Source organism: Brevibacterium renqingii, from assembly GCF_017808105.1.
Classification (GTDB): Bacteria; Actinomycetota; Actinomycetes; order Actinomycetales; family Brevibacteriaceae; genus Brevibacterium; species Brevibacterium renqingii.
The window spans coordinates 13,086-34,102 of record NZ_JADBHF010000003.1; the positions used below are offsets into that span (position 1 = coordinate 13,086).

General features: G+C 64.9%; 24 protein-coding genes. 5 read left to right on the plus strand and 19 right to left on the minus strand.

From position 1 onward, the window contains the following. The first annotated feature begins 95 nt into the window (after positions 1–95). On the plus strand, positions 96–1,010 hold the full coding sequence (locus IHE57_RS16535) for a LysR family transcriptional regulator (protein ID WP_209371025.1): 915 nt from the start codon (positions 96–98) through the stop codon (positions 1,008–1,010). Positions 1,011–1,038: 28 nt separating this feature from the next. On the opposite strand, the gene IHE57_RS04050 is transcribed toward IHE57_RS16535, so the two are convergent. The 6 genes from IHE57_RS04050 to infC form a co-directional block, all read right to left on the minus strand. After that, positions 1,039–1,698, minus strand: coding sequence for a pentapeptide repeat-containing protein (locus IHE57_RS04050; protein ID WP_209371027.1), 660 nt, complete (start codon positions 1,696–1,698; stop codon positions 1,039–1,041). A 146-nt stretch (positions 1,699–1,844) separates the two neighbouring features. Further along, positions 1,845–2,114 (minus strand): hypothetical protein, encoded by a 270-nt coding sequence (locus IHE57_RS04055; protein WP_209371029.1) that lies wholly within the window; start codon positions 2,112–2,114, stop codon positions 1,845–1,847. Positions 2,115–2,271: 157 nt separating this feature from the next. After that, entirely contained in the window at positions 2,272–3,093 is an 822-nt protein-coding gene (locus IHE57_RS04060; protein WP_209371031.1) for a TrmH family RNA methyltransferase, read from the minus strand. A gap of 140 nt (positions 3,094–3,233) precedes the next feature. After that, the gene (gene rplT / locus IHE57_RS04065) at positions 3,234–3,623 is read right to left on the minus strand and encodes a 50S ribosomal protein L20 (RefSeq protein ID WP_025779787.1); all 390 of its coding nucleotides are present in this window, start codon (positions 3,621–3,623) and stop codon (positions 3,234–3,236) included. A 129-nt stretch (positions 3,624–3,752) separates the two neighbouring features. Then, positions 3,753–3,959 (minus strand): 50S ribosomal protein L35, encoded by a 207-nt coding sequence (gene rpmI, locus IHE57_RS04070; protein WP_209323219.1) that lies wholly within the window; start codon positions 3,957–3,959, stop codon positions 3,753–3,755. Positions 3,960–4,059: 100 nt separating this feature from the next. Next, positions 4,060–4,641: a translation initiation factor IF-3 gene (gene infC / locus IHE57_RS04075; RefSeq protein ID WP_216629483.1), complete on the minus strand. Its 582-nt coding sequence runs from the start codon at positions 4,639–4,641 to the stop codon at positions 4,060–4,062. A gap of 355 nt (positions 4,642–4,996) precedes the next feature. Between infC and IHE57_RS04080 the strand changes: the two genes are divergently transcribed. After that, positions 4,997–5,368: a DUF1844 domain-containing protein gene (locus IHE57_RS04080; RefSeq protein WP_209371032.1), complete on the plus strand. Its 372-nt coding sequence runs from the start codon at positions 4,997–4,999 to the stop codon at positions 5,366–5,368. A 93-nt stretch (positions 5,369–5,461) separates the two neighbouring features. Here IHE57_RS04080 and IHE57_RS04085 read toward each other — a convergent pair whose 3' ends face one another. Then, on the minus strand, positions 5,462–6,121 hold the full coding sequence (locus IHE57_RS04085; RefSeq protein WP_209371033.1) for a TetR/AcrR family transcriptional regulator: 660 nt from the start codon (positions 6,119–6,121) through the stop codon (positions 5,462–5,464). Positions 6,122–6,278: 157 nt separating this feature from the next. Here IHE57_RS04085 and IHE57_RS04090 point away from each other — a divergent pair, with 157 nt between their 5' ends. Further along, the gene (locus tag IHE57_RS04090) at positions 6,279–7,250 is read left to right on the plus strand and encodes a Rossmann-fold NAD(P)-binding domain-containing protein (RefSeq protein ID WP_209371034.1); all 972 of its coding nucleotides are present in this window, start codon (positions 6,279–6,281) and stop codon (positions 7,248–7,250) included. Between the two features lie 19 nt (positions 7,251–7,269). On the opposite strand, the gene IHE57_RS04095 is transcribed toward IHE57_RS04090, so the two are convergent. The 8 genes from IHE57_RS04095 to IHE57_RS04130 all read right to left on the minus strand — a co-directional run bounded on the left by IHE57_RS04095 (position 7,270) and on the right by IHE57_RS04130 (position 13,965). Further along, positions 7,270–8,595, minus strand: a complete 1,326-nt coding sequence (locus IHE57_RS04095; RefSeq protein ID WP_209371035.1) for a dicarboxylate/amino acid:cation symporter — start codon at positions 8,593–8,595, stop codon at positions 7,270–7,272. Between the two features lie 226 nt (positions 8,596–8,821). Next, on the minus strand, positions 8,822–9,658 hold the full coding sequence (locus IHE57_RS04100) for an SseB family protein (RefSeq protein ID WP_209371036.1): 837 nt from the start codon (positions 9,656–9,658) through the stop codon (positions 8,822–8,824). 4 nt (positions 9,659–9,662) lie between these two features. Further along, positions 9,663–10,400, minus strand: coding sequence for a bifunctional 1-(5-phosphoribosyl)-5-((5-phosphoribosylamino)methylideneamino)imidazole-4-carboxamide isomerase/phosphoribosylanthranilate isomerase PriA (priA, locus tag IHE57_RS04105; RefSeq protein ID WP_209371037.1), 738 nt, complete (start codon positions 10,398–10,400; stop codon positions 9,663–9,665). 58 nt (positions 10,401–10,458) lie between these two features. After that, complete coding sequence (hisH, locus tag IHE57_RS04110; RefSeq protein WP_209371040.1) at positions 10,459–11,085, minus strand: imidazole glycerol phosphate synthase subunit HisH; 627 nt, start codon at positions 11,083–11,085, stop codon at positions 10,459–10,461. Then, positions 11,082–11,684: a hypothetical protein gene (locus IHE57_RS04115; RefSeq protein WP_209323227.1), complete on the minus strand. Its 603-nt coding sequence runs from the start codon at positions 11,682–11,684 to the stop codon at positions 11,082–11,084. Before IHE57_RS04115 ends, hisH begins: the two co-directional genes overlap by 4 nt. Continuing rightward, on the minus strand, positions 11,681–12,277 hold the full coding sequence (gene hisB, locus IHE57_RS04120) for an imidazoleglycerol-phosphate dehydratase HisB (RefSeq protein WP_209371041.1): 597 nt from the start codon (positions 12,275–12,277) through the stop codon (positions 11,681–11,683). Before hisB ends, IHE57_RS04115 begins: the two co-directional genes overlap by 4 nt. Then, positions 12,274–13,503, minus strand: coding sequence for a histidinol-phosphate transaminase (locus tag IHE57_RS04125; protein WP_209371042.1), 1,230 nt, complete (start codon positions 13,501–13,503; stop codon positions 12,274–12,276). The genes hisB and IHE57_RS04125 overlap by 4 nt, the downstream gene beginning before the upstream one ends. Positions 13,504–13,626: 123 nt before the next feature. Continuing rightward, positions 13,627–13,965, minus strand: a complete 339-nt coding sequence (locus tag IHE57_RS04130) for a LysM peptidoglycan-binding domain-containing protein (protein ID WP_209371043.1) — start codon at positions 13,963–13,965, stop codon at positions 13,627–13,629. Between the two features lie 234 nt (positions 13,966–14,199). On the opposite strand from IHE57_RS04130, the gene lexA reads away from it, so the two are divergent. Further along, the gene (gene lexA / locus IHE57_RS04135) at positions 14,200–14,955 is read left to right on the plus strand and encodes a transcriptional repressor LexA (protein ID WP_209323231.1); all 756 of its coding nucleotides are present in this window, start codon (positions 14,200–14,202) and stop codon (positions 14,953–14,955) included. Positions 14,956–15,101: 146 nt separating this feature from the next. Here the strand turns inward: lexA and IHE57_RS04140 are convergent, their stop codons facing one another. Continuing rightward, complete coding sequence (locus IHE57_RS04140) at positions 15,102–17,069, minus strand: ATP-dependent DNA helicase (RefSeq protein ID WP_366933848.1); 1,968 nt, start codon at positions 17,067–17,069, stop codon at positions 15,102–15,104. After that, positions 17,066–18,538, minus strand: coding sequence for a GTPase HflX (hflX, locus tag IHE57_RS04145; RefSeq protein ID WP_209371044.1), 1,473 nt, complete (start codon positions 18,536–18,538; stop codon positions 17,066–17,068). The genes IHE57_RS04140 and hflX overlap by 4 nt, the downstream gene beginning before the upstream one ends. A gap of 110 nt (positions 18,539–18,648) precedes the next feature. Between hflX and IHE57_RS04150 the strand changes: the two genes are divergently transcribed. Further along, entirely contained in the window at positions 18,649–19,263 is a 615-nt protein-coding gene (locus tag IHE57_RS04150) for a class I SAM-dependent methyltransferase (protein ID WP_209371045.1), read from the plus strand. An 83-nt stretch (positions 19,264–19,346) separates the two neighbouring features. On the opposite strand, the gene dapF is transcribed toward IHE57_RS04150, so the two are convergent. Continuing rightward, the gene (gene dapF, locus IHE57_RS04155; protein ID WP_209371046.1) at positions 19,347–20,336 is read right to left on the minus strand and encodes a diaminopimelate epimerase; all 990 of its coding nucleotides are present in this window, start codon (positions 20,334–20,336) and stop codon (positions 19,347–19,349) included. 77 nt (positions 20,337–20,413) lie between these two features. Next, the gene (locus IHE57_RS04160) at positions 20,414–20,995 is read right to left on the minus strand and encodes a PadR family transcriptional regulator (protein ID WP_209371048.1); all 582 of its coding nucleotides are present in this window, start codon (positions 20,993–20,995) and stop codon (positions 20,414–20,416) included. Positions 20,996–21,017 lie beyond the last annotated feature (22 nt).

Genomic DNA, 21,017 nt, shown 5'->3' on the forward strand with positions numbered 1-21,017 from the left:
GCGCGATCATGTGATCGCCTTCACAGCCCAGTCTGCGACGACTACTATGAAAGGAAAAGCGGAATTATTCTGATTACTAATCCGGAAAAACGAATATGCACTCTGACCACACTCCGAACTTCACCTTGCGACAACTTTCCTATCTGCTCACGGCTGCCAAGATGGGAACGATCTCAGCTGCGGCAGCAGAGCTGCATGTCTCCTCCTCAGCGATCTCAGATTCGATTACAGCTCTCGAACATCAGATGGATGCGCAGCTCTGCATCCGGAGAAAAGCACAGGGGTTGGTACTCACCGCGGCTGGGAGGCAATTGGCCGCTCGGGCGACCAGCCTCATTTCTGAGGCGAACGAACTCGAGCGTGAGCTCAGAACGAGAGACGGAGAACTGGCCGGACCGATCACAATCGGCTGCTATCCGACTCTGGCCCCGATGATCCTTCCCGTTCTGCTTGATGAGTTCGGCCAGCAGCACCCCAAAGTGAGTCTCGAGATCGTCGAGACTACGCAGGACCGATTGACCGGAACTCTGGAGTCCGGAGAGATCGACGTCGCTTTCGTCTACGAGACGCTCATTCCGGGGACCCCGAACCACGCAAGGCTCTTCGCGCAGCCTGCCCATGTCATCCTGGCAGCAGATGATCCCTTCGCCGCGCGAGAGACTGTTCGCCTGGAGGATCTCGTCGAACGGGACATGATCCTCCTCGACTCCCCTCCTTCGAGCCAACACACGCTGGGCATGTTCCACGAGCGTGATTTGGTGCCAAGGATCCGTCACCGAACGACCAGCTACGAGGTCGTGAGAACGCTTGTCGGTCGCGGACTCGGCTACGGAATCCTGGTGCAGAGGCTGACGAACACTGCCAGTTATGAGGGGTATCCCCTGGTCGTCAAAGAGATCGAGCCGGCAGTTGAACCCGTCGGCGTCGACATGATCTGGCCATCCGATCACGCTGCGCCGATGCGGTCACAAGCGTTGGTCCAGTTCGCGAGGAACCATCAGTGGATCTGATAAGGCCGCGTCGAACGAATCACGGCGGTCACTCCACCGTGATCCCGAGCTCCTGGGCGAAGAGTTCAGCGAAGAGCATCAACTGCATCTCGTCGATCGTGGCTCCGCGCAGTGAGTGGACGCCGGAAATCTTGTGCGGCTGCAGTCCTCGAAGATCGACGTTGCCCAAGATCGCTCCCTCACATTGGAACGCACCCACGTTGCTGCCTGAGAAGGCCACTCGGCTGACCTTGGCACGGTCGAGGTCGATCTCGTCGATGACGCAGTCTCGGAACTCAACGTCGGTGAGTTTCGCCCCACGCAGGTTGAGATAGGTGATGCGGCAGTTCTCGAACCGGACTTTCTCCCACACGTTATCGTGGACGACCCCGGCGCCGATCCGTGTTCCGGTGATCTCGGTGCGGTTGAGGCCGCCTCGGGGCATCATCCACGTATCGGCCCGGGATTCCTCGATGCGCGTCCCTGAGAAGCGGGCACCTGTCAGGTTGACTGGCGACTCTGCCTCGCCGAAGTTGACCCGACTCAATGAGCAGTCGAGGAACGTGGCCTGGGTGGAATCGATCTCTGTGAGGTCGAGATCGGTGAAGTCCATGCTTTCAAGGAACTCTTCGGGCCCGAGGTCACCGAGATAGCCGGAGACCAGTGAGCCCAGGCTGACCTTGGGACTGCGAGGAGATTCGGTCGTCATAGCCTCACGGTATCGGGTATGCCCGACACAGCAGGTCCGCGCCCTTTCGTAGGAGATCCAGTTCCCTTGTCATTAAACTGCAAGGAACATCCCCGCACGGGCTGCTGCGGACAGTTCGCAGACCGAGGAGCTGATCGCCGAGTAGGTTAAGCCGCTGACTCCCTGGTCGGAATCTGCCGCACGAAGTCGAACTTTCTCGCCGCCAGGCGGTATCGGAAGTAATCTCCGAAAACCAGGGCAGGCAGCGTTATTGTGACGAGGAAACGTGGGACCGAGGGGGAGGCTTCGGTCCCGAAGCCGATGGCCCAGAACAACGCTGCGACAGCAATACATGCGGTGACGGAGGTCAGCACATCGTTGAGGCATGTCGCGCGCATTCCCGAAAGCGTCTGCGGCTGAAGATTCGTGCCGGTCATTGCCTCGCTCCGTCCTGCGCTCACCGTTTAACGAACAGGTCCCTTGTTTTCAGGATAACGGAAGTCGCGATGACATGAAATCATACGTAAACACGCAACGACGCTGCTGCGCTCCAAACGGAAACCTCACGGATTCCGAATCGAGGGCGCGGCCGTCTCACATCCGCTGGTTCCGCGCGCTCTCGTAGATGCACACGCCCGCAGCGGTACCGAGGTTGAGACTTTCCGCCGAGCCGTAGATCGGCACAGCCACGGATGCATCGCACAGTTCCAGATCGTCGACGCTCATCCCCCAAGCCTCATTGCCGAACACCCATGCGGTTCGGACGGTCAGATCGAGCCCGGTGTCCCACGGGTGGTGAAGGTCGTGAGCTTCATCGTTTGCGTCGGCGGCGAGGACCTGCAGGCCACGAGCGCGTGCGAGTTCGGTCACCTCTGAGAGTCCGACTCCGATGACGACGGGGATGTGGAAGAGCGAACCCACGGTAGAGCGGACGGTCTTGTCGTTGTAGACATCCACCGACGACGAGGTGAGCACGACAGCATCGGCGCCGGCAGCATCGGCCAGACGGATGATCGTGCCCGCATTGCCGGGGTCACGAACCTGCGAGAGCACGACGACGAGCTGTGCTTCCTTGTTCACCACCGAGGTCAGCTCCACATCCAGGGCCTTGCACACGGCCACCACGCCCTGAGAGTGCACTGTCGTCGCGAGCTCCGTGAGCACCTCGGGAGTGACGATGCTCGCCTGGAGGCGTCCGTGCTTGGCCGCGGCCAGGAACTCCGGATGGTTCTCGGCGGCTTCCTCGGTGATGAAGAGCTCTACAACAGACCCCTTACGAGCCAGAGCCTCGCGCACGGCCTGTGGCCCCTCGACGAGGAACTGCCCGGTCGCCTTGCGGTCACGACGCTTGAGCAGCTTTGCGGCATTCTTGATCCGCTTCGACTGGGGCGAGGAGATGACGTCTGGGAGCTTCATGCGTGCGTGGTCCTAAGAATTGAGGGAGCGAATGTAAGGCAGAGACGAACTCTGCCCGAACAGACTCAACGGCCCCGAACCATGTCAGTTCGGGGCCGTTGGCAGTCACCGAGGTGACCGGAGTCTTAAGATGACGCTGCTCAGGCGGCGTCGGTCTTCGCTGCGTTGACGTCAGCAGGAAGAGCGTCCTTGGCGACCTTGACCAGGTGCGCGAAGGTGGCCGAGTCGTTGACAGCGAGCTCGGCGAGCATGCGACGGTCGACCTCGACGCCAGCGGCCTTGAGGCCCTGGATGAAACGGTTGTAAGTCATGCCGTTGGCGCGGGCGCCGGCATTGATGCGCTGGATCCAGAGGCGACGGAAGTCACCCTTGCGCTTGCGACGGTCACGGTAGCTGTAGACCAGCGAATGGATGACCTGTTCCTTGGCCTTGCGGTACAGGCGCGAGCGCTGTCCGCGGTAGCCGCTTGCCCGGTCGAGGATGACCCGGCGCTTCTTGTGAGCGTTGACCGCTCTCTTCACACGTGCCACGTGTTACTCCTTCGAAGAATTCTTATCTGCCGGCGGTGCCGGACTCTGGTTCAAGCTGTGGGAGCCGATGACCGGCTGCCCGGGGATGTGTCCCGGAATCTGCCCGGAACGAAGACCCGTGAAAGGGTCTCACCTGCCCTTGAGCTTGCCCAGAAGCTTGCGGGCCTTGGCGCGATCTCCGCCGGTGATCTCCTGGTCGGTGGCCACGCGACGCTTACGCGCCGAGGTCTTGCCCTCGAACTTGTGCTGGTTGTTCACGCCTTCGCGCATGATCTTGCCAGTGCCAGTCACGCGCATGCGCTTCTTGGCGCTGCTGTTCGTCTTCTGCTTCGGCATGGTGCCGTTCTCCTTTGCAATTCGTTGCAGGCGGTGACCGCCGGCAACTACTTCACACGCACAGACCCGTCGGGCCTCGAACGCGACGTTACCTAACTTCTCACGCGTCCGGGTTGGCTGCGTTCTTCTCTGCAGCGACCCGATCGCGACGGGACTTCACCTCAGCGGTCTTGCCCTTGGCACCTGCTGATGCCTTCCGGGCCTCCGCCTTGGCGTCAGACTTTGACTTGAGTGGGGCGATGACCATCACCATGTTGCGTCCGTCGACTCGCGGGGAGGACTCGACGGTGCCGAGGTCCGACACATCTTCGGCGAGGCGGTTGAGCAGCTTGATGCCCATCTCGGGGCGGGACTGCTCACGGCCACGGAACATGATCATGACCTTGACCTTGTCGCCGCCTTCGAGGAAGCGGGTGACGTGGCCCTTCTTCGTCTCATAATCGTGTTCGTCGATCTTGAGACGGAAACGAATCTCCTTGAGCGCAGTGTTCGCCTGATTCTTCCGGGCTTCCCTGGCCTTCTGAGCAGATTCGTACTTGAACTTTCCGTAGTCCATGAGCTTGGCTACGGGTGGCTTCGCCTGCGGTGCTACCTCGACGAGATCGAGATCCGCCTCGCGGGCGAGATCGAGTGCCTTGCGAATGGCAACGATACCGACCTGTTCACCATTGGGTCCGACCAACCGAACCTCGGGAACCCGAATCCGGTCATTGATGCGCGTCTCGCTGATGTGTTCACTCCTTTTTGCTCAAATGTGGTCGTGACAACGAAAAAGGCTCCCGTTGACACACATGCCAAGGGAGCCTGCACACTCGAGCAGCACGGAGAACCGTACAACTTCGGTGATACACCTCGATCCGGAACCCGTACGGACACGTGCCCTTCAGGCCAGATCTTTGGACCCGATCGCTCTTCGCGATCAAGGTGGGAGTCAGACTCCGCTTCGCACCAGCCTCCAGTGTACTACGCATCATGACTCTTCGCACATCGAGACCCTGAGGTGACCGGCAGATTGATTTATATGTCAAGCTTATGGCATGAGTTCTGAAGATTCCGTTCCCGCCGAGGCGATCGCCGAAGTCACCCGCGACATCGCCGAGGTGCCCGCCGTCGAGGTCATCACCTCCAGCGCCGTCCATCTCATGTCCGCCGCCGCCATCAAGTGCGGCCTGGCCGAGGACACCCCCGAGGGTCCCGGCTCCGACCTCAAGGACCTCGACGAGGCCCGCAAACTCATCACCGCTCTGGCCGGATTCGTCACCGGCGCGGCCACGGTGATCGGCGATCACCACGCCCGCCCGCTGCGCGATGGACTGCGCAGCCTGCAGCTGGCCTTCCGCGAGGCCTCCGAGCTCCCCGACGCCCCGGGCGAAGGCCCCGGAGAGAAGTTCACCGGCCCCGTCCGCTGACGCGCTCTCCCCCGTCGGCACCCTCGCGGTGTCGCCTGACCGTCTGTCAGACTGCGGCCCCCGAACATTCGGTCGGGGGCCGCAGTCATGCCCTCACTCGCCGAGGCTGCTGATGACCCCGCGCATGAGTTCGTCTTCGACGCCGTCGAGCCCCGGGCCGAACTGACCGAAGCGCAGAGCGTTGATCAGTCCGATGGCGGCGACCCAGATCGTCACGGTGGACATGATCACCGCGTCCTCGTGCTCGAGGCCGAGTTCCGCCAGACCCTCACGCAGCGGCTGCAGTGCCGCTGCAGACGGGAGCGGCTCAGGGGTGGGCCCCTCGTCGCCGGCGCTGTCGGCGACCAGCCGCGCAAGAGCGATCATGATCCGCGTTCCGGGCACGACGGTCTCCTCGCGGGGTGCCTCATAGTCGGCGATCGGCGTTCCGTAGATGAGTGCCCACCGATTCGGGTGGGCCCGCGACCACTCGAGCATCGCCAGCGCCAGAACTGCCACGCTCCGCTCCTTCGCCAGGGCCTCGTCGACGAAGTCTGCGATCTGATCGAAGGCATCGCGGATGAGGATCGTCAGCAGTTCATCGCGGTTCCTCACGTAGCGGTAGACCGCGCTCGAGACGACGCCGAGCTCGCGGGCGATCGCACGCAGCGAGACCCCCTCAATCCCGTCCTCGTCGACCATCCTATTACCGATCGCTGTGATCTGCGCTTCTGTTTCGAGGCGTGCGCGCTGCCGCGGGGTCGTGTCCGTCATGACTTCACCCTACTTTCAGAGATCAGGCACAACAACAGTGAGCAGTGCTCTTGCTTTGGGCGGATGAGGGAGCTACGCTGAATTTCAGAGAGCACCGCTCTTGTTTTGTTCGGCATCACTGCCAAGTTTGTTAGGCACCACTGTCAGGGAGGACCTCATGAAAAGCGCACTCGTCATCGGCAACGGGCAGATCGGTTCCGAGATCTCCGCTCAACTCGCGGCACTCGGCGTCTCGGCGCGAATCGCCACCCGCACAGGTGCCGGCAAGCAGGCACCAGTCGGTGTGAGCGCTGCCGGTTCGGCATCATCTCTCGCACACTCTTCTGCTTCTGCTCCCGCTCCCGTGCACATCAAGTCCGATGCCAGCGATCGGGATCAGCTGGCCCGGGCTGCCGAGGGCGTCGATGCGATCTTCGCCTGCGCTCATGCGCCCTATGACAGTCGGAAGTGGGAGCAGATACTGCCGGGGTTGGACTCGGTCGTCCTCGATACCGCTGACGAGCTGGGCATCCCTGTCGTCTTCCCCGAATCCGTGTACGCCTTCGCCGGCCTCGGTGCGCCGATCACCGAGACCTCCCCCTTCGCTCCGGTCGAGGACAAGGGACGGATCCGCAAGCGCCTACTCGAGGCCCGCGCCGCGCATTCTGCCGTCAGCGCCAGCGTCGTCGCCGGCGATCTGCTGGGACGCAGCGCCGAACCCTGGTCCTCGGTCGTGCGGATGTGCATCACCGAGCCCATCTCCAAGGGTCGCCGGGCCGTGGTTCCCGCTCGCACCGACGTCGCTCACGGCATCACCGTCATCGCCGATCATGCAGCCGCGATGATCCGCTCCGCGCAGCTGCTCGAGGATGCCCCCGCGGGGACGCACCGGCTGTTCATCGCCCCGGCGTCGAATCCGACTCTCGGCGAGATCGCCGAGTTCACCTCGAACTCTCTCGGTCAGAAGCCCAAGCGTCCCGTCTCGGTCCCGCGCTGGGTGACACGGGCGGCAGGCGTCGCCGAACGCTCCTTCTTCGAGCTCAACCGCCTAGCCCCGATCTGGTACTCCCCCTGCGTCATCTCCCCTGGCAAGCTCGCGGCCGAGGTCGGCACCACCGATTGGCGTGAAGGCGTGCGGCAGATGCTCTGAGGCTGTCCGCTCGAGAAGCTCACCGACCCCCTTCGATTTCGGAACTTGCAGCGCGGCTTTCGGCGCCACGTCGCTGCTTCCCCTTTGCGGCGGGATCGTCGATCTGACCTTCGGATCGCGCGACGATATAGGTTCCGGTGAGATCGCCCGTCACGTTGCACATGGTGCGGACCATGTCGAGCAGCGCATCCACCCCGGCCACGAGAGCGACAGCGGCGAAGGGCAGACCAGCCTGGGAGATGACAAGCGACAACATGATGAGACCGGCACCGGGGACGCCGGCGGTGCCGATCGAGGCCAGCACACCGACGGCCACGATCTCGAGCATCTGCACCAAGGACAGATCAACTCCGGAGACATTGGCGACGAACATCGCTGAGACGCCGACGTACAAGGCAGTGCCGTCCATGTTGATCGTCGCGCCTAACGGAAGGCTGAATCCGTAGGTGCTCTCTGAGATGCCGAGCTTCTCCGCGGCGCGCATACTCACCGGCAGGCTTCCGCTCGAAGAGCGCGTCACGTACGCAGTCAGCATCGGCTCCTTCGCGGCGCCGAAGAACCGTCGGACGTTGAGCCTGAAAGCGAGCAGGATCAGAACATACACGCCGATCATCAGCGCAACACCCAAATACACGTTGACCGTCAGTTGGAGCATGGGCAGCAGTGAGTCGGCTCCGGTCTCGCCGACGACAACCGCGATCAGGGCGAAGACACCGATCGGCCCGTACTCGAGCACGCCCCGCACGATCTTGAACATGATCTCCGACCCTGCGTCAGACAGCTTCTTCACCGGTTCCGCCAGGCTGCGCATCCATTCGCTATCGCTGTACAGCATGGATCCCAACGCGAGACCGGCGATGACAGAAACGAAAATGACAGCGAGTACGTTGCCTTCGGCCATCGCGCTGACGATGTTCTCCGGAACGATGTTCAGAAATGTGTCGACAAGCGAAGGGGCTTGCTCAGGTTCCTCTCCGGTGCCCGGCATGTCGAGTCCCTTGCCCGGGCTGATGATCAGAGCGAGCCCGAGGCCCAGGGCGATGGCAACGGCCGAAGTGACCAGATAGTACCCGAAGACTTTTCCACCGACTCGGCCGAGATTGGCTGGGGAGACGGACGCGGCACCCGAGAGCAGCGTCAAAAATACCAGGGGGATCACAAGCATCTGCAGCAGACGCAAGAACAGATCGCCTAATGGCTGCACTACGGCGATCGGCGGACCCACGATCAGTCCCACAATCAAGCCGAGCACCAACGCTATAGCGAACTTCCAGATCAGTGGAAATGCCAAATACCGTTGCCATGGGGTTCTGCGTTCCGGTGAAGCTGGTTTCACGTCTGCCATGAGTCATCTCTCCTACAGGTTCGTGTTCGAATTCTCCACACCTCGTTGTGAGGGGAGAACACGGTGAGTCATTGATCTCGACCGGGCTGGCGACGCCGGAGTGACTGTGGTCGCGACTGTCGCCCATGACTGATAAGCATAGGCGTGTCGCCCGGGCACACTCGCGTCGCTCAGTTCAGGGCCCGAGCAAGCGGCTCAGCCTCATCGCCTCGGGTGACGAAACGGGTCAGGACTCGACGAGGCGGATGGCCAGCGAGTCGATCTTCGATACGAGTTCCTCATCGCCGGCCACGGCTTCCTGGAACCGGCGCACTTCGTCCTGCGGGACTTCGGATTCGACGCCGAGGGTGATGCCGAGCTCCGGCCCGCCGAGGTGGACGCTGTTGCTGCCGGGGCTGACGGCCAGCCGTGCCAACCAGGGAAACGACTCGGCGATGGCACGCAGACGGTGGGCCACCTCGGCGTCGGCCCAGGCCGGGGTCCACGGCTGGGACTGGACGAAGGCGAACATGGCCGGGCGGCGCAGCAGGAACGAGAACTCTGCGCCCGGGTCGAGGACGACGAGCTGGGACTCGGCCTCGATCGCTCCGAGCACGAGCCGTTCGGATTCGATCGGCACCGGCCGGGCATCCGGATGCCAGGCCGTCAGCGGCGGGATTCCGGAGAAGCCCGGAGTGCACTCACGTCCGTCTTCGGCCTGCAGTCGGACCATCGCCATCTCCGAGGAATTGTCGGACATCAGCCCGTTCTCCCCGACCTCCTGGTCGACGACCATGGGCACGATCGGAGCGTACAGCCTGGTCTCGGACAATGCGGAGACGACCAGCTGGTGCGCCTCGGGATCCAGCGGCGAGGCCGCGACCTGCTGCATCGCTTCGAGGAGGGCGGCATCGGCCAAGCCGCTGTCGCCGGAGAACGGGTTGGGCCTGAGGTCCCGCCCGGCCCAGGCCTGCCCGGCCGAGTCCGTGGGCCCGTTCGGTCGGGCGGCATCCTGCGACTTCGCCGGATCCTGCGACTCCGCCGGGTTCTCTCCGCCTTCGGAACCGTGTGAGTGCGTGCTCAAACGATCACCGCCCCGCGACGTCGAGGGCTTCTTCCAGAGTGAACTTGCCGGCGTAGAGCGCCTTGCCCACAATCGCGGAGTCGACGCCGAAGCGCACGAGTTCGCGCAGGGCGCGCAGATCGTCGAGGCTCGAGACTCCGCCCGAGGCCACGATCGGGGCGTCGGTCTTCTCGGCCAGGGACTTCAGCAGTTCGACGTTCGGTCCCTGCAGGGTCCCGTCCTTGCGCACATCGGTGACGACATAACGGGCACAGCCGGCGGCCTCGAGCGTTTCGAGCACCTCGTAGAGGTCGCCGCCGTCCTGCGTCCAGCCGCGCGCTGCAAGGGTGGTGCCGCGGACGTCGAGCCCGATGGCGACCTGGTCGCCGAAGCGGGTGATCATCTCGGCCGTCCACTCAGGGTTCTCAAGTGCTGCGGTGCCGATGTTCACGCGCTCGGCGCCGGTGTCGAGCGCGCGCTCCAGGCTCTCGGTGTCACGGATCCCGCCGGAGAGTTCGACCTTGATGCCCACGGCCTTGACGACCTGGTTGAGCAGGTCGGAGTTCGAACCGCGTCCGAATGCCGCGTCGAGGTCGACGAGGTGGATCCATTCGGCTCCCCTGTTCTCGAAGTCCTGAGCCGCGTCGATGGGTGAGCCGTAGTCGGTCTCGGTGCCGGCTTCGCCCTGGACGAGGCGGACGGCTTTGCCGTCGGCGACGTCGACCGCGGGAAGGAGGACGAGCTTGTTCGAAGTGTCTGTCATTGTGACCTTTCTGCACGGGGTGCCACGGGTTTCGGCCAATGGTAGTGGGTGGGCTCGCTCAGGAGCCGGGTGTCTGCGCCGCGAAGGATCCGAGCCAGTTGCGCAGCAGCCTGGCTCCGGCCTCGGCGGATTTCTCGGGATGGAACTGGGCGGCCCAGGTGGTGCCGTCCTCGACGGCGGCGATGAACTCGCCGCCGTGGCGGGCGGTGGTCACCGTGGTGCCGGCAGGCGGGTCGCCGGCGGCGTAGGAGTGGACGAAGTAGAAGCGCTCGTCACGGATGCCGGCGAACATCTCCGAGTCCTCCGGGGCGCTGACCTGCGACCATCCCATGTGCGGTACGACAGTGGCGGCCAGGGCGGTGACCGCTCCGGGCCACAGTCCGATGCCCTCGGTCTCGACTCCGTGCTCATGCCCGCGGGCGAAGAACACCTGGAGGCCGACGCAGATGCCCAGCAGCGGGCGGCCCTGTTCGTGGCGGGTGCGGATGAGTTCAACTCCCCCGACGTTCTCGAGTCCGGCCATGACGGCGGAGAAGGCTCCGACGCCGGGGACGAGGAGGCCGTCGGAGTCGTTGATGACATCGTGGTCGGCGGTCAGCGTCACCTCGGCACCGGCGGCGGCGACCGCTCGCACGGCCGAACGGACGTTGCCGGCTCCGTAGTCGAGGACCGCGACGCTCGTCATCGTTTGGCTCCCTTGCTCAGCACGGACCAGATCCGCCACAGGGAGAAGCCGAGGACGATGACGCCGAAGACCGCGATGACCCAGGCGACGTTGTTGCCGCCGAGACCCAGCGCGATCCCGAAGGCGGTGACGAGTCCGGCGAGGACTGCGGCGATGATCCACAGCAGAGCGGTGCGCGCCACGGCGGCCCGTCCCGGTGTCATGGTCGCGGCGCTGGCCTGCAGCTTCGTCATCGAATCGGTTCGGATGCTGCCCTCGACGTCGTCGGCCGAGACGGTTTCGAGCAGGAGCTGTTCGAGCACATCGGGCAGGTTCTTCAGCGCCAGACCGGCCGGCACATCGGATTCGCGGGTGCCGTGGCGGTAGTGTCCGGCGTCGATCTGCTCCTCGCTGCGGACGAGCAGGAGGACTTCGTGTTTGCCGGCGAGCTTCGAGATCGCCGCGGCCGCCTCGTTGCCGGAGGCCACGTCCGTGTCGTTGAGGACGATTCCGCTGAACTCCCCGATCGGCACGATGGTCCCGGAGATGTTCGACAGCACACAGGCCGCGGCAAGCTGCTGGGCGACCCCGAATGGGGTCACGACGACGGTGGTGCTCACAGGACTCCCTTGGTGCTGGGGACGGAATTGCTGCGGGGATCTTCCTCCACGGCCGCGCGCAGGGCACGGGCGAAGGCCTTGTACTGGGCCTCGACGATGTGGTGCGGGTCGCGACCGCGCACGAGGTCGAGGTGGACGGTCAGTCCGCCGTGGAAGGCGATCGACTCGAGCGAGTGGGAGGTCATCGATCCGGTGAAGTGACCGCCGATGAGGTGGTACTGCTGCCCTTCCGGTTCGCCCTCATGGACGAAGTAGGGACGGCCGGAGACGTCGACGACGCACTGGGCCAGCGCTTCGTCGAGCGGGACGGCGGCGAAGCCGTAGCGGCGGATTCCGATCTTGTCGCCGAGGGCCTCGCGCAGGGTCTGGCCGAGCACGATCGAGGTGTCCTCGACGGTGTGGTGGACGTCGATGTGGGTGTCACCGGTGGCAGTGATGTCGAGGTCGATCATCGAATGCTTCGCCAGGGCCGTGAGCATATGGTCGAAGAACGGCACGCTCGTGGAGATGGTCGAGGCTCCGGTGCCGTCGAGGTCGACGGACACGGACACCGTGGACTCGGAGGTGGTGCGTGAGTTCTGGGCCTGCCTCATGGAGTGCCTTTCGTCGGGGCGGCGGGTGACGGAGTGGAGCTGTGGGGCGCGTCTTCGGACGAGTGTGGGCCGTCGATCGGATGCACATCTCCGGCCGGTGGTGCGGCGAGGATGTCCGGGGATTCGGCGAGGATCTCGTCGATCGCGGTCAGGAACGCCTCGGTCTCGTCCTCGGTGCCGGCGTTGACGCGGGCGTGGCCGTCGATGCCGATGTCGCGGATGAGCACTCCGCGGTCGAGCAGCTTCTGCCACAGCTCGGCCGGTGAGGAGATATTGCCGAAGAGCACGAAGTTCGAATCGCTGTCGTGGACGCTGAAGCCGACCTTCGCGAGGTGGGCCGACATCCGGTTGCGGGAATCGATGAGTCGGTCGACGTTGCCCAGCAGCACGTCAGCGTGTTCGAGTGCGGTGCAGGCGAGCACCTGTGTGACCTCGGACAGGTGATAGGGCAGGCGGACGAGGCGCAGGACGTCGATGAGATCGGGATCGGCGATCGCGTAGCCCAGACGCAGCCCCGCACAGGCGAAGGCTTTGCTCATAGTGCGGGAGACGACGAGGCGGGGACGGCCCTCGAGCAGAGTCATGGCCGAGGGTTTGGCCGGGCGGGAGAACTCCGCGTAGGCCTCATCGACGATGACGATCCCCGAGCAGTTGTCGTAGGCCGCTTCGATGACGTCGAGCCCGATCGAGGTGCCGGTCGGGTTGTTCGGGGTGCAGAGGAAGACGATGTCGGGGTCGATCCGTGCGACCTCGGCGGCGACGGTGTCGGCGTCGAGCGTGAAGTCGTCCTTGCGGTCGACGCTGAGCCAGCTGGCTCCCGTTCCGGTTGTGATCAGCGGATGCATCGAATAGGACGGCGTGAAGCCGAGCACGGTGCGGCCGGGTCCGCCGAAGGCCTGGACGATATGGCTGAGGACCTCGTTCGAACCGTTCGCGGCCCAGATCATTGCGGGGTCGAGCTCGACGCTGTCCCCGGCACGTTCGTTGATGCCGGTGAGATAGGTGACGAGGTGTTCACGCAGTGCGGTGAACTCACGATCGGGGTAACGGTTGAGTCCGGAGAAGTGATCGTTGACGGCGGCACGCATGCTGTCGACGACGACGTCCGGGAGCGGATAGGCGTTCTCATTGACGTTGAGCTGGACCGGCACGTCGAGGTGCGGAGCCCCGTAGGGCTTGAGGCCGGCGAGGTCGGAACGCACTGGCAGAGATTCGAAGTTTCCCACGCGATCATTCTACCGAGAGACCCCCGCCGCCCGGGCGGCGGGTCGGGGCGCGAGACTCGGTGACGACTCCCCTTCCTCAACGGATCCCGGAAGGATCTGCGGCCTCCTCAGTTGGGCGCAGACTCAGCGGACAGGGACGTCGAGGGTCTGGCCGGGGTGGACGGTCGGGGTCGTCAGATGGTTGATCTCGGCGATATCGGCCACGACATCACGGGTGTCACGGTCGAGACCGAGGTTCGACGCCACGGTCCACAGCGATTCGCCCTCGCCGACGACGACCGCATCGGCGTCGATGCCGATGCTCTCGGTCTCCGATTCGGCGACAGCAGCGGCCGAGAACGACTGAGTGGCGAGGAGGAGCGCTCCGCCGATGACGACGAGAGCAATGAGCAGGGTCCGGAGAAGGCGCACGGCCTGGCGTCCACGCGTGGTCAGGCGCAGCCCGGTGTTCTGTGCAGACATCGCATTACCTCTTTCATTCGTACGATTCCACCAGCAATCGGTAGAACGTCTGTTCTATTCAACATGCCAATCGAACAAATGTCCAGTCCAACTCGAACATCTATGCGACAATGAGAGGGAACCAGCGTTGTTGATCGATCTGTCAGAACCATCTCAGTCGGCACTGACACGAGAATCCCCGAAGCGGGGATCGCAGGGTTCGGCGGCAGGGAATAGAACGAAGGGGAACGAGCAATGGTTCAGAACAAGCGAGGCAGAGGCCGCCCGCGCAACGAGGATGTTGCCAGTGAGATCGCTGCCGCCCGCAGCGATGACGAGGTCGTCGAGATCCCAGAGGGATCGTCCGGAGAGGGCGATTTCCGCCTCACTCCCCGGCAGCGCCTCGTCCTCGAGACCATCGAACGCGCCGTCGTGACCAACGGCTATCCGCCGAGCATGCGCGAGATCGGCAAGGCCGCCGGGCTCGCCTCGCTCTCGAGCGTCGCCCACCAGCTCTCGCAGCTCGAACGCCTCGGCTATGTCCGCCGTGATCCGAAGCGTCCCCGCGCCATCGAGGTCGTCAATCCCTTCGAAGAGGAAGAGGCCGAGCGCGCGAAGTTCGAGGAGCTGTCGAACAACACCGTCCAGGTGCCCGTCGTCGGGCGCATCGCCGCCGGTGGCCCGATCCTGGCCGAGCAGGAGGTCGACGACGTCTTCTCCCTGCCGACCCAGGTCGTCGGCTCCGGCGACATGTTCCTGCTCAAGGTCGTCGGCGACTCGATGATCGACGCCGCCATCTGCCACGACGACTGGGTGGTCGTGCGCAAGCAGCACACCGCCGACAACGGTCAGATCGTCGCGGCCCTGCTCGACGGCGAGGCCACGGTGAAGACGCTCAAGCGCAAGGCCGGACAGCAGTGGCTGCTGCCGCAGAACGAGAACTACGAGCCCATCGACGGCAATTTCGCCCAGATCATGGGGCTCGTCGTCGCGGTCATCCGTCGCCTCTGAGGTCTCGTCGTCCGTCGCCTCTCAGGCCTCGGAGAGCCTCCGTCCGCGCTGACTTCTCCGAAAGCCTGCGCCGGCGCTGAGACCCGGGAAGGTCTCCGCAGCCGGGGAACAGAACGCCCGCGAACAGTCCGTTCGCGGGCGTTCTCTCATTCGTCGTGTGTTTCGGCCAGCCGTCCGAGGCTCGTGCGCACGAGCTGCGAATTCGTCGTCGGCCACATCCGCGGCATCGAATTGACGAGGAAGCCGGCGTACCTGGCCGACCGCAGCCGCGAGTCGAGCACGGCCACGACTCCTCTGTCCTCGGTCGAGCGGATGAGGCGGCCGGCGCCCTGGGCCAGACGCAGTGCGGCATGAGTGGCGGACACGGCCATGAATCCGTTGACGCCGCGCTGGTCGGCATCGCGCGCCCGGGCCTGCATGAGCGGGTCGTCAGGTCGGGGGAAAGGCAGCCGGTCGATGACGACGAGTCGGTTCGTCCGCCCCGGCACATCGACTCCCTGCCACAGCGACATGGTGCCGAACAGGCAGGTCTGGTCATCGGCGGTGAATTGGGAGACGAGCGCGGGCAGCCCGTCGTCGCCCTGGAGCAGGATCGGGAAGTCGAACTTCTCCCGCAGGTGTTCGGCCGCAGCGTTGGCGGCCGCCCGGGAGGAGAACAGTCCCAGCGCCCCGCCGTTCGAGGCTCGCACGAGTTCCTCGAGTTCGGTCAGCGCCTCGGAGCTCAAACCGCTGCGGCCGGGCTTGGGCAGGTGGGAGGCGACATAGAGGATGCCCTGTCGTCCGTAGTCGAAGGGTGAGCCGACATCGAGGCTGTCCCATTTCGGGGCGTCGGGTCCGAAGAGCCCCAGTGAGGCTGCGACCGCGTCGAAGTTCCCGCCCAGGGACAACGTCGCCGAGGTGGCCACGACCGTGGATTCCTCGAAGATGCCCGAGCGCATCGTTCCGGCCACGCTCAGCGGTGCGACGACGAGGTTCGTCGTCTCCTTCTCCCGGAACGTCGATCGGGACAGCCAGATGACGTCGTTCTTGCCCGGTTCACAGAAGCGTTCGGCCAGTTCGAAGATCTCCTGGCACCGGGCCTTGGCCATCTGCCGACCGGCATCGGCGTCCTCGGACTTGCCGCCGATGTCATTGATGATCTGGCGCGCGGAGTCGCGGATCTGTGCCAGCGCCAGTCCGAGCGCCTCGCTCATATTGAGGATGAGCCCTTCGGGCACGGAGGACTGGGCGCGTTCGAGTGCCGCCGCGGCCGAGTCGAGCAGGGACACGACCCCGTCCTGGACGGCGGTGTGCTTGCGCACGGAGCTCGTCGCCGCCGACAGCATGCTCGTGTTGATCTGCCCGGACAGCGCGTTCGTCACCCGGTCCTTGAGCTCGTGCGCCTCGTCGATGATGATGACGTCGTGGTCGGGCAGCACAGCCGATTCGCCGAAGGCGTCGATGGCCAGCAGGGCGTGGTTGGTGACGACGATGTCCGCCTCGGCGGCCTTGTTCCTGGCGATCTCGGCGAAGCATTCGGTGACCAGAGGGCAGTTCGCCCCGAGGCAGTCGAAGGCGTTGACCGACACCTGCGACCAGGCGCGGTCGCTGACTCCGGGCATGAGATCGTCGCGGTCACCGGTCTCGGTGATCTTCTCCCAGGTGCGGATCCGTTGGATCTCCTCACCCAGACCCGAGAGTTCGGAGGGTTTGCGTCCCGCCTCGGCGTCGGCCCCGAGGTCGAAGAGCATGCCCTCCTCCTCGTCCGGGTACCCGCCGGCGAGCTTGTGCTTGCACACGTAGTTCCGCCGCCCCTTGAGCAGAGCGGCCCTCGGCAGCGGATCGAGGTCTTTCTTCACGGCCTTGAACAGCCGCGGCAGATCGCGGTGGATGATCTGAGTCTGCAGCGCCAGCGTCGCCGTGGACACGACGACCTTGCCGCCGGTGCGGGTGACGTATTCGGCCGCGGGCACGAGGTAGGCCAGGGACTTACCCGTCCCGGTTCCGGCCTGGACGAGCAGGTGGATCCCCTTGTCCACCGCCGAGGCGACCGCTTGAGCCATCTCCTGCTGACCGCTCCGGGTCGAGCCGCCGATGGCCCCGACGGCCGACTCGAGGAGTTCTTCGACGGTCACTGATCGATGACCAGGTCCGGACGCTGGAATTCGCGCAGTTCGTCGACGAGCTCGGCCGGCACCTTGGCCTGCAGGCTCGTGCCCTCGGAGCCATGTTCTTCGTGCTCGACCGTGCCCAGGGCGTAGATCTTCGACACGAGGTCGCCGCGCTCATAGGGAATGAGCACGGTGATGTCGATATCGGGTGCCGGCAGCCGGGATTCGATGGCCTCGATGAGCTCGTCGATTCCGTCCTTCGTCGCGGCGGAGACGAACTGGGCCTGCGGATACTCCGCACGCAGACCGGCGAGCACGGCCTCCTCGGCGATATCGGACTTGTTGAACACGAGCAGTTCGGGGATCTCCCCGGTCTCGACGTCTTTGAGGACATCCCGCACGGCGTGGATCTGTCCGTGCGGGTCCGGGTGCGAGGCGTCGACGACGTGGAGCAGCAGGTCGGACCCGGCGGCCTCCTCCAGCGTCGAGCGGAATGCCTCGACGAGCTGGTGGGGCAGATTGCGGACGAAGCCGACGGTGTCGGAGTAGGTGAACGTGATCCCGTCGGCAGTCTGTGCCTGCCGGACGGTCGGGTCGAGGGTGGCGAACAGGGCGTTCTGCACCATCACCTCGGCGTCGGTGAGCAGGTTGAGCAGGGAGGATTTGCCGGCGTTCGTGTACCCGACGATCGCCACCGACGGCACGTGGTGGCGGGCGCGGTTCTTGCGTTTGGTCTCTCGGGAGGGGGCCATCCCGGCGATCTCACGCCGCAGCTTCGACATACGGGTGCGGATGCGGCGGCGATCGAGTTCGATCTTCGTCTCACCCGGCCCGCGCGAACCGATGCCGGCACCGCCGGCGACGCGACCACCGGCCTGGCGCGACAGGGACTCGCCCCAGCCGCGCAGGCGCGGGAGCAGGTATTCGAGTTGGGCGAGTTCGACCTGGGCCTTGCCTTCGCGAGACTTCGCATGCTGGGCGAAGATGTCGAGGATGAGGGCCACGCGGTCGATGACCTTGACCTTGATGACGTCCTCGAGCCCGCGCCTCTGGCTGGGCGCGAGTTCGGAGTCGATGATCACGGTGTCGGCGCCGACGGAGGTGACGATCTCGGCGAGTTCGGCCGCCTTGCCCTTGCCGAGGTACGTGCCCGGGTCTGGTTTCTCGCGGCGCTGGATGAGCGCGTCGAGCACCTCGGAGCCGGCGGTCTCGGCGAGTGCCGCGAGCTCGCGGATCGAGTTCTCGGCTTCGGCCTGGGTGGTGTTCCAGATCCCGGCCAGGACAACTCGTTCGAGTCTGACCTGACGGTATTCGACCTCGGTGATGTCCTCGAGTTCGGTCGAGAGGCCGGCCACACGCGTGAGTGCGGAACGCTCGGCGAGATCGAACTGGTCGTCCTCGCCGGTGGTGTCGTGATCGCCGAGTGCTTGGGCACCTCGGGAGAGCACACGGTCGAGCATCGCTTTCCGACGCTCATTGTCTTCAGACGTCATTCATTCCTTAGTTCTCTGCCGCCCTCACGGTGCTGCTCGTTCGGGCGTCGTCATCCTTCGCACCGACAGTGGTGTCCATCAATTCTCCCACAGCCGTCTAGACTGAAGTGGTGTCAGAGCACTATTTCACCGAATCGCCGAGCAGCGAGGCGAGAACCCGTGAGCTGCACCTCGAATTGGCCGGCCACGAGGTCACCGTCGAAACCGTATCAGGCACCTTCTCCCCCACCCGCCTCGACCTCGGCACGGCCGTGCTGCTGCGGCACCTGCCCGAGCCGCCGCCCGGTGATGTGCTCGACCTCGGCTGCGGTTGGGGGCCGATCGCGCTGCACACGGCATTGGAGGCCAGAGACGCCGAGGTGGACCTGCGAGTGTGGGCACTCGACGTCAACTCCCGGTCCCTGGAGACCACCGCGGCGAATGCCCGCCGATTGGGACTCGAGTCGATCCGCACCGTCACCGCCGAGGAGATCCCCGCCGAGGTTGAGTTCACCGCAATCCGGTCCAATCCCCCGATCCGGATCGGCAAGGAGGCACTCCACGAACTGCTCGAAACCTGGCTGCCGCGTCTGGCTCCCGGCGGCCGCGCGGATCTCGTGGTGTCGAAGAACCTCGGCGCCGACTCCCTGCAGAAGTGGATCGCCGGGATGCTCGGGGACGGGTTCGAGGTCGTGCGCACGGGATCGTCCAAGGGCTTCCGGGTCCTCACCGTCCACCGCGACTAGTTCGGGCTGCGGGACCGGATCGGGCCAACCGGGGCTGGAGCTGTCCCTTCGGCCGCAGGTGCCGCCTCGGCCGGGTTCGGCTCTCAGCTGATGGTACCGCCGGCGACGAGGACGGCGGGGCCGGCGAGGCTGACTCGCCCGCTCGTGCCTTCGGCGTTCGGGTCGATCTCGATGCGCAGCTGACCGCCGGGCACGTCCACACGCCACTGCAGGGGTGATTTCTCGCCCGCCCAGTGGTGGGCGGCGATCGCCGCGGCGCAGGCACCGGTGCCGCAGGAGCGGGTTTCGCCGACGCCGCGTTCGAACACACGCATCCGCAGGGCGCCCTCTCCCCCGGCCACATCGGAGCGGGCCGGTTCCATGACGATGTATTCGACGTTCGAGCCCTGGGCGGGCACCGGGTCGACGACAGGTGCGTCACGGAGGTCGGCGGCCTCGAGCTCGGCGGTCTCGGCCAGCGCGACGACAGTGTGCGGGTTGCCGGTGCTCACGCGCAGGCCGGGCCGGGCCACTTCGATGCCTCCTGTGGTCACGAGCGAGGAGTTCGTCGGGTCGAGCGACCATTCGCCCATGTCGACCGTGTACCAGGCGTCGCTGGACGAACCGGGCCCGGACGCTGCGGCGGAGACGATGTCATCGCCGGTCTGGACGCCGAGGGCCGGGTTGAGAGTCGTGCGCACGGTCTTGATGCCGTCACGGGTGCCGACGAGGATGTCCCGGGCATCGGCCGGGATGCGTCCGCTGGTGACGAGGGCGTGGGCGAAGACACGGACCCCGTTGCCGCACATCTCCGACAGGCTGCCGTCGTGGTTGTAGTAGTCCATGAACCATTCGGCTCCGGCCTCGGCCTGCTCGGCGGCTCCGGGGATCCCGCTGGCGGCCGAGCGCACGATGCGGATGATCCCGTCGGCTCCGAGTCCGGCACGCCGGTCGGCGAGGGTGGCGATGGTTTCAGAATGCATCTCCAGCCGACTGTCATCGTCGGAGAGGAGGACGAAGTCGTTCTGGGTGCCGTGCCCCTTGACGAAGGCGACATCGGCCAAAGCGGCGAACGGGGTATCCGGAGTGCTCATGGCTCCATCCTATCGGGGGATTCGGCGAGGATGTCGAGTGCCCGTGTGCGGTTCTGCCCGGCGTCGGCGGCGGGCGTTCAGCGAGCGAACCGATCCGCCAGCTCGAGCCCCCTCTTCGCCCATGAGATCTCGGTCCTCGCCCTTTCGGCCAGTCCCTCATAGGCGAACCGCTTGAATGCGATCGTCTTCTCTCGGTCTTCGTCGTCGGTCACCTCGAGGCGGCGATTGAGCATGGGAGTGGTGAGCGCATCGATCTTAGCGATCTCGTCCTCCCAACACTGCAGTTCCGAGGCCCAATGCGCGATGTGGTCGTTGAGAAACGCAAGTCTCGATTCGTGGTCGACCGATTCGAGATAAGCGGCTTTGAGGTGCGCAGCGTCTCGTGTGCGCTGATACTTCAGCGGGGTGTGCATCCACTCTGCGAAGCTCTCCTCACCGCTGTCAGTCACGTGGTACACCCGGCGTGTGGCCACGTTCCCGCGCGTCTGTTCTTCTGCTTCGATGAGCCCCTTCTCAGCCATTTTGCGCAGCTCGGGATAGATCTGAGAATCCGGTGCGTGCCAGACGTACCCGACCGACTGCGAGAACAGCTTCTGCAGCTCGTAGCCGGACATCGGGGCGATCCGCAACAGCACGAGGAGTGCGCTTCGTAGGCTCATTAGGTTCCGAGTCTTCCTGTAG

Bases quoted from the DNA above. Each gene is read 5' to 3' on its own strand.
- IHE57_RS16535 (WP_209371025.1), top strand. From the start codon at position 96: ATGCACTCTGACCACACTCCGAACTTCACCTTGCGACAACTTTCCTAT.
- IHE57_RS04050 (WP_209371027.1), bottom strand. From the start codon at position 1,698: ATGACGACCGAATCTCCTCGCAGTCCCAAGGTCAGCCTGGGCTCACTG.
- IHE57_RS04055 (WP_209371029.1), bottom strand. From the start codon at position 2,114: ATGACCGGCACGAATCTTCAGCCGCAGACGCTTTCGGGAATGCGCGCG.
- IHE57_RS04060 (WP_209371031.1), bottom strand. From the start codon at position 3,093: ATGAAGCTCCCAGACGTCATCTCCTCGCCCCAGTCGAAGCGGATCAAG.
- rpmI (WP_209323219.1), bottom strand. From the start codon at position 3,959: ATGCCGAAGCAGAAGACGAACAGCAGCGCCAAGAAGCGCATGCGCGTG.
- IHE57_RS04080 (WP_209371032.1), top strand. From the start codon at position 4,997: ATGAGTTCTGAAGATTCCGTTCCCGCCGAGGCGATCGCCGAAGTCACC.
- IHE57_RS04085 (WP_209371033.1), bottom strand. From the start codon at position 6,121: ATGACGGACACGACCCCGCGGCAGCGCGCACGCCTCGAAACAGAAGCG.
- IHE57_RS04090 (WP_209371034.1), top strand. From the start codon at position 6,279: ATGAAAAGCGCACTCGTCATCGGCAACGGGCAGATCGGTTCCGAGATC.
- IHE57_RS04095 (WP_209371035.1), bottom strand. From the start codon at position 8,595: ATGGCAGACGTGAAACCAGCTTCACCGGAACGCAGAACCCCATGGCAA.
- priA (WP_209371037.1), bottom strand. From the start codon at position 10,400: ATGACAGACACTTCGAACAAGCTCGTCCTCCTTCCCGCGGTCGACGTC.
- hisH (WP_209371040.1), bottom strand. From the start codon at position 11,085: ATGACGAGCGTCGCGGTCCTCGACTACGGAGCCGGCAACGTCCGTTCG.
- hisB (WP_209371041.1), bottom strand. From the start codon at position 12,277: ATGAGGCAGGCCCAGAACTCACGCACCACCTCCGAGTCCACGGTGTCC.
- IHE57_RS04130 (WP_209371043.1), bottom strand. From the start codon at position 13,965: ATGTCTGCACAGAACACCGGGCTGCGCCTGACCACGCGTGGACGCCAG.
- lexA (WP_209323231.1), top strand. From the start codon at position 14,200: ATGGTTCAGAACAAGCGAGGCAGAGGCCGCCCGCGCAACGAGGATGTT.
- hflX (WP_209371044.1), bottom strand. From the start codon at position 18,538: ATGACGTCTGAAGACAATGAGCGTCGGAAAGCGATGCTCGACCGTGTG.
- dapF (WP_209371046.1), bottom strand. From the start codon at position 20,336: ATGAGCACTCCGGATACCCCGTTCGCCGCTTTGGCCGATGTCGCCTTC.
- IHE57_RS04160 (WP_209371048.1), bottom strand. From the start codon at position 20,995: ATGAGCCTACGAAGCGCACTCCTCGTGCTGTTGCGGATCGCCCCGATG.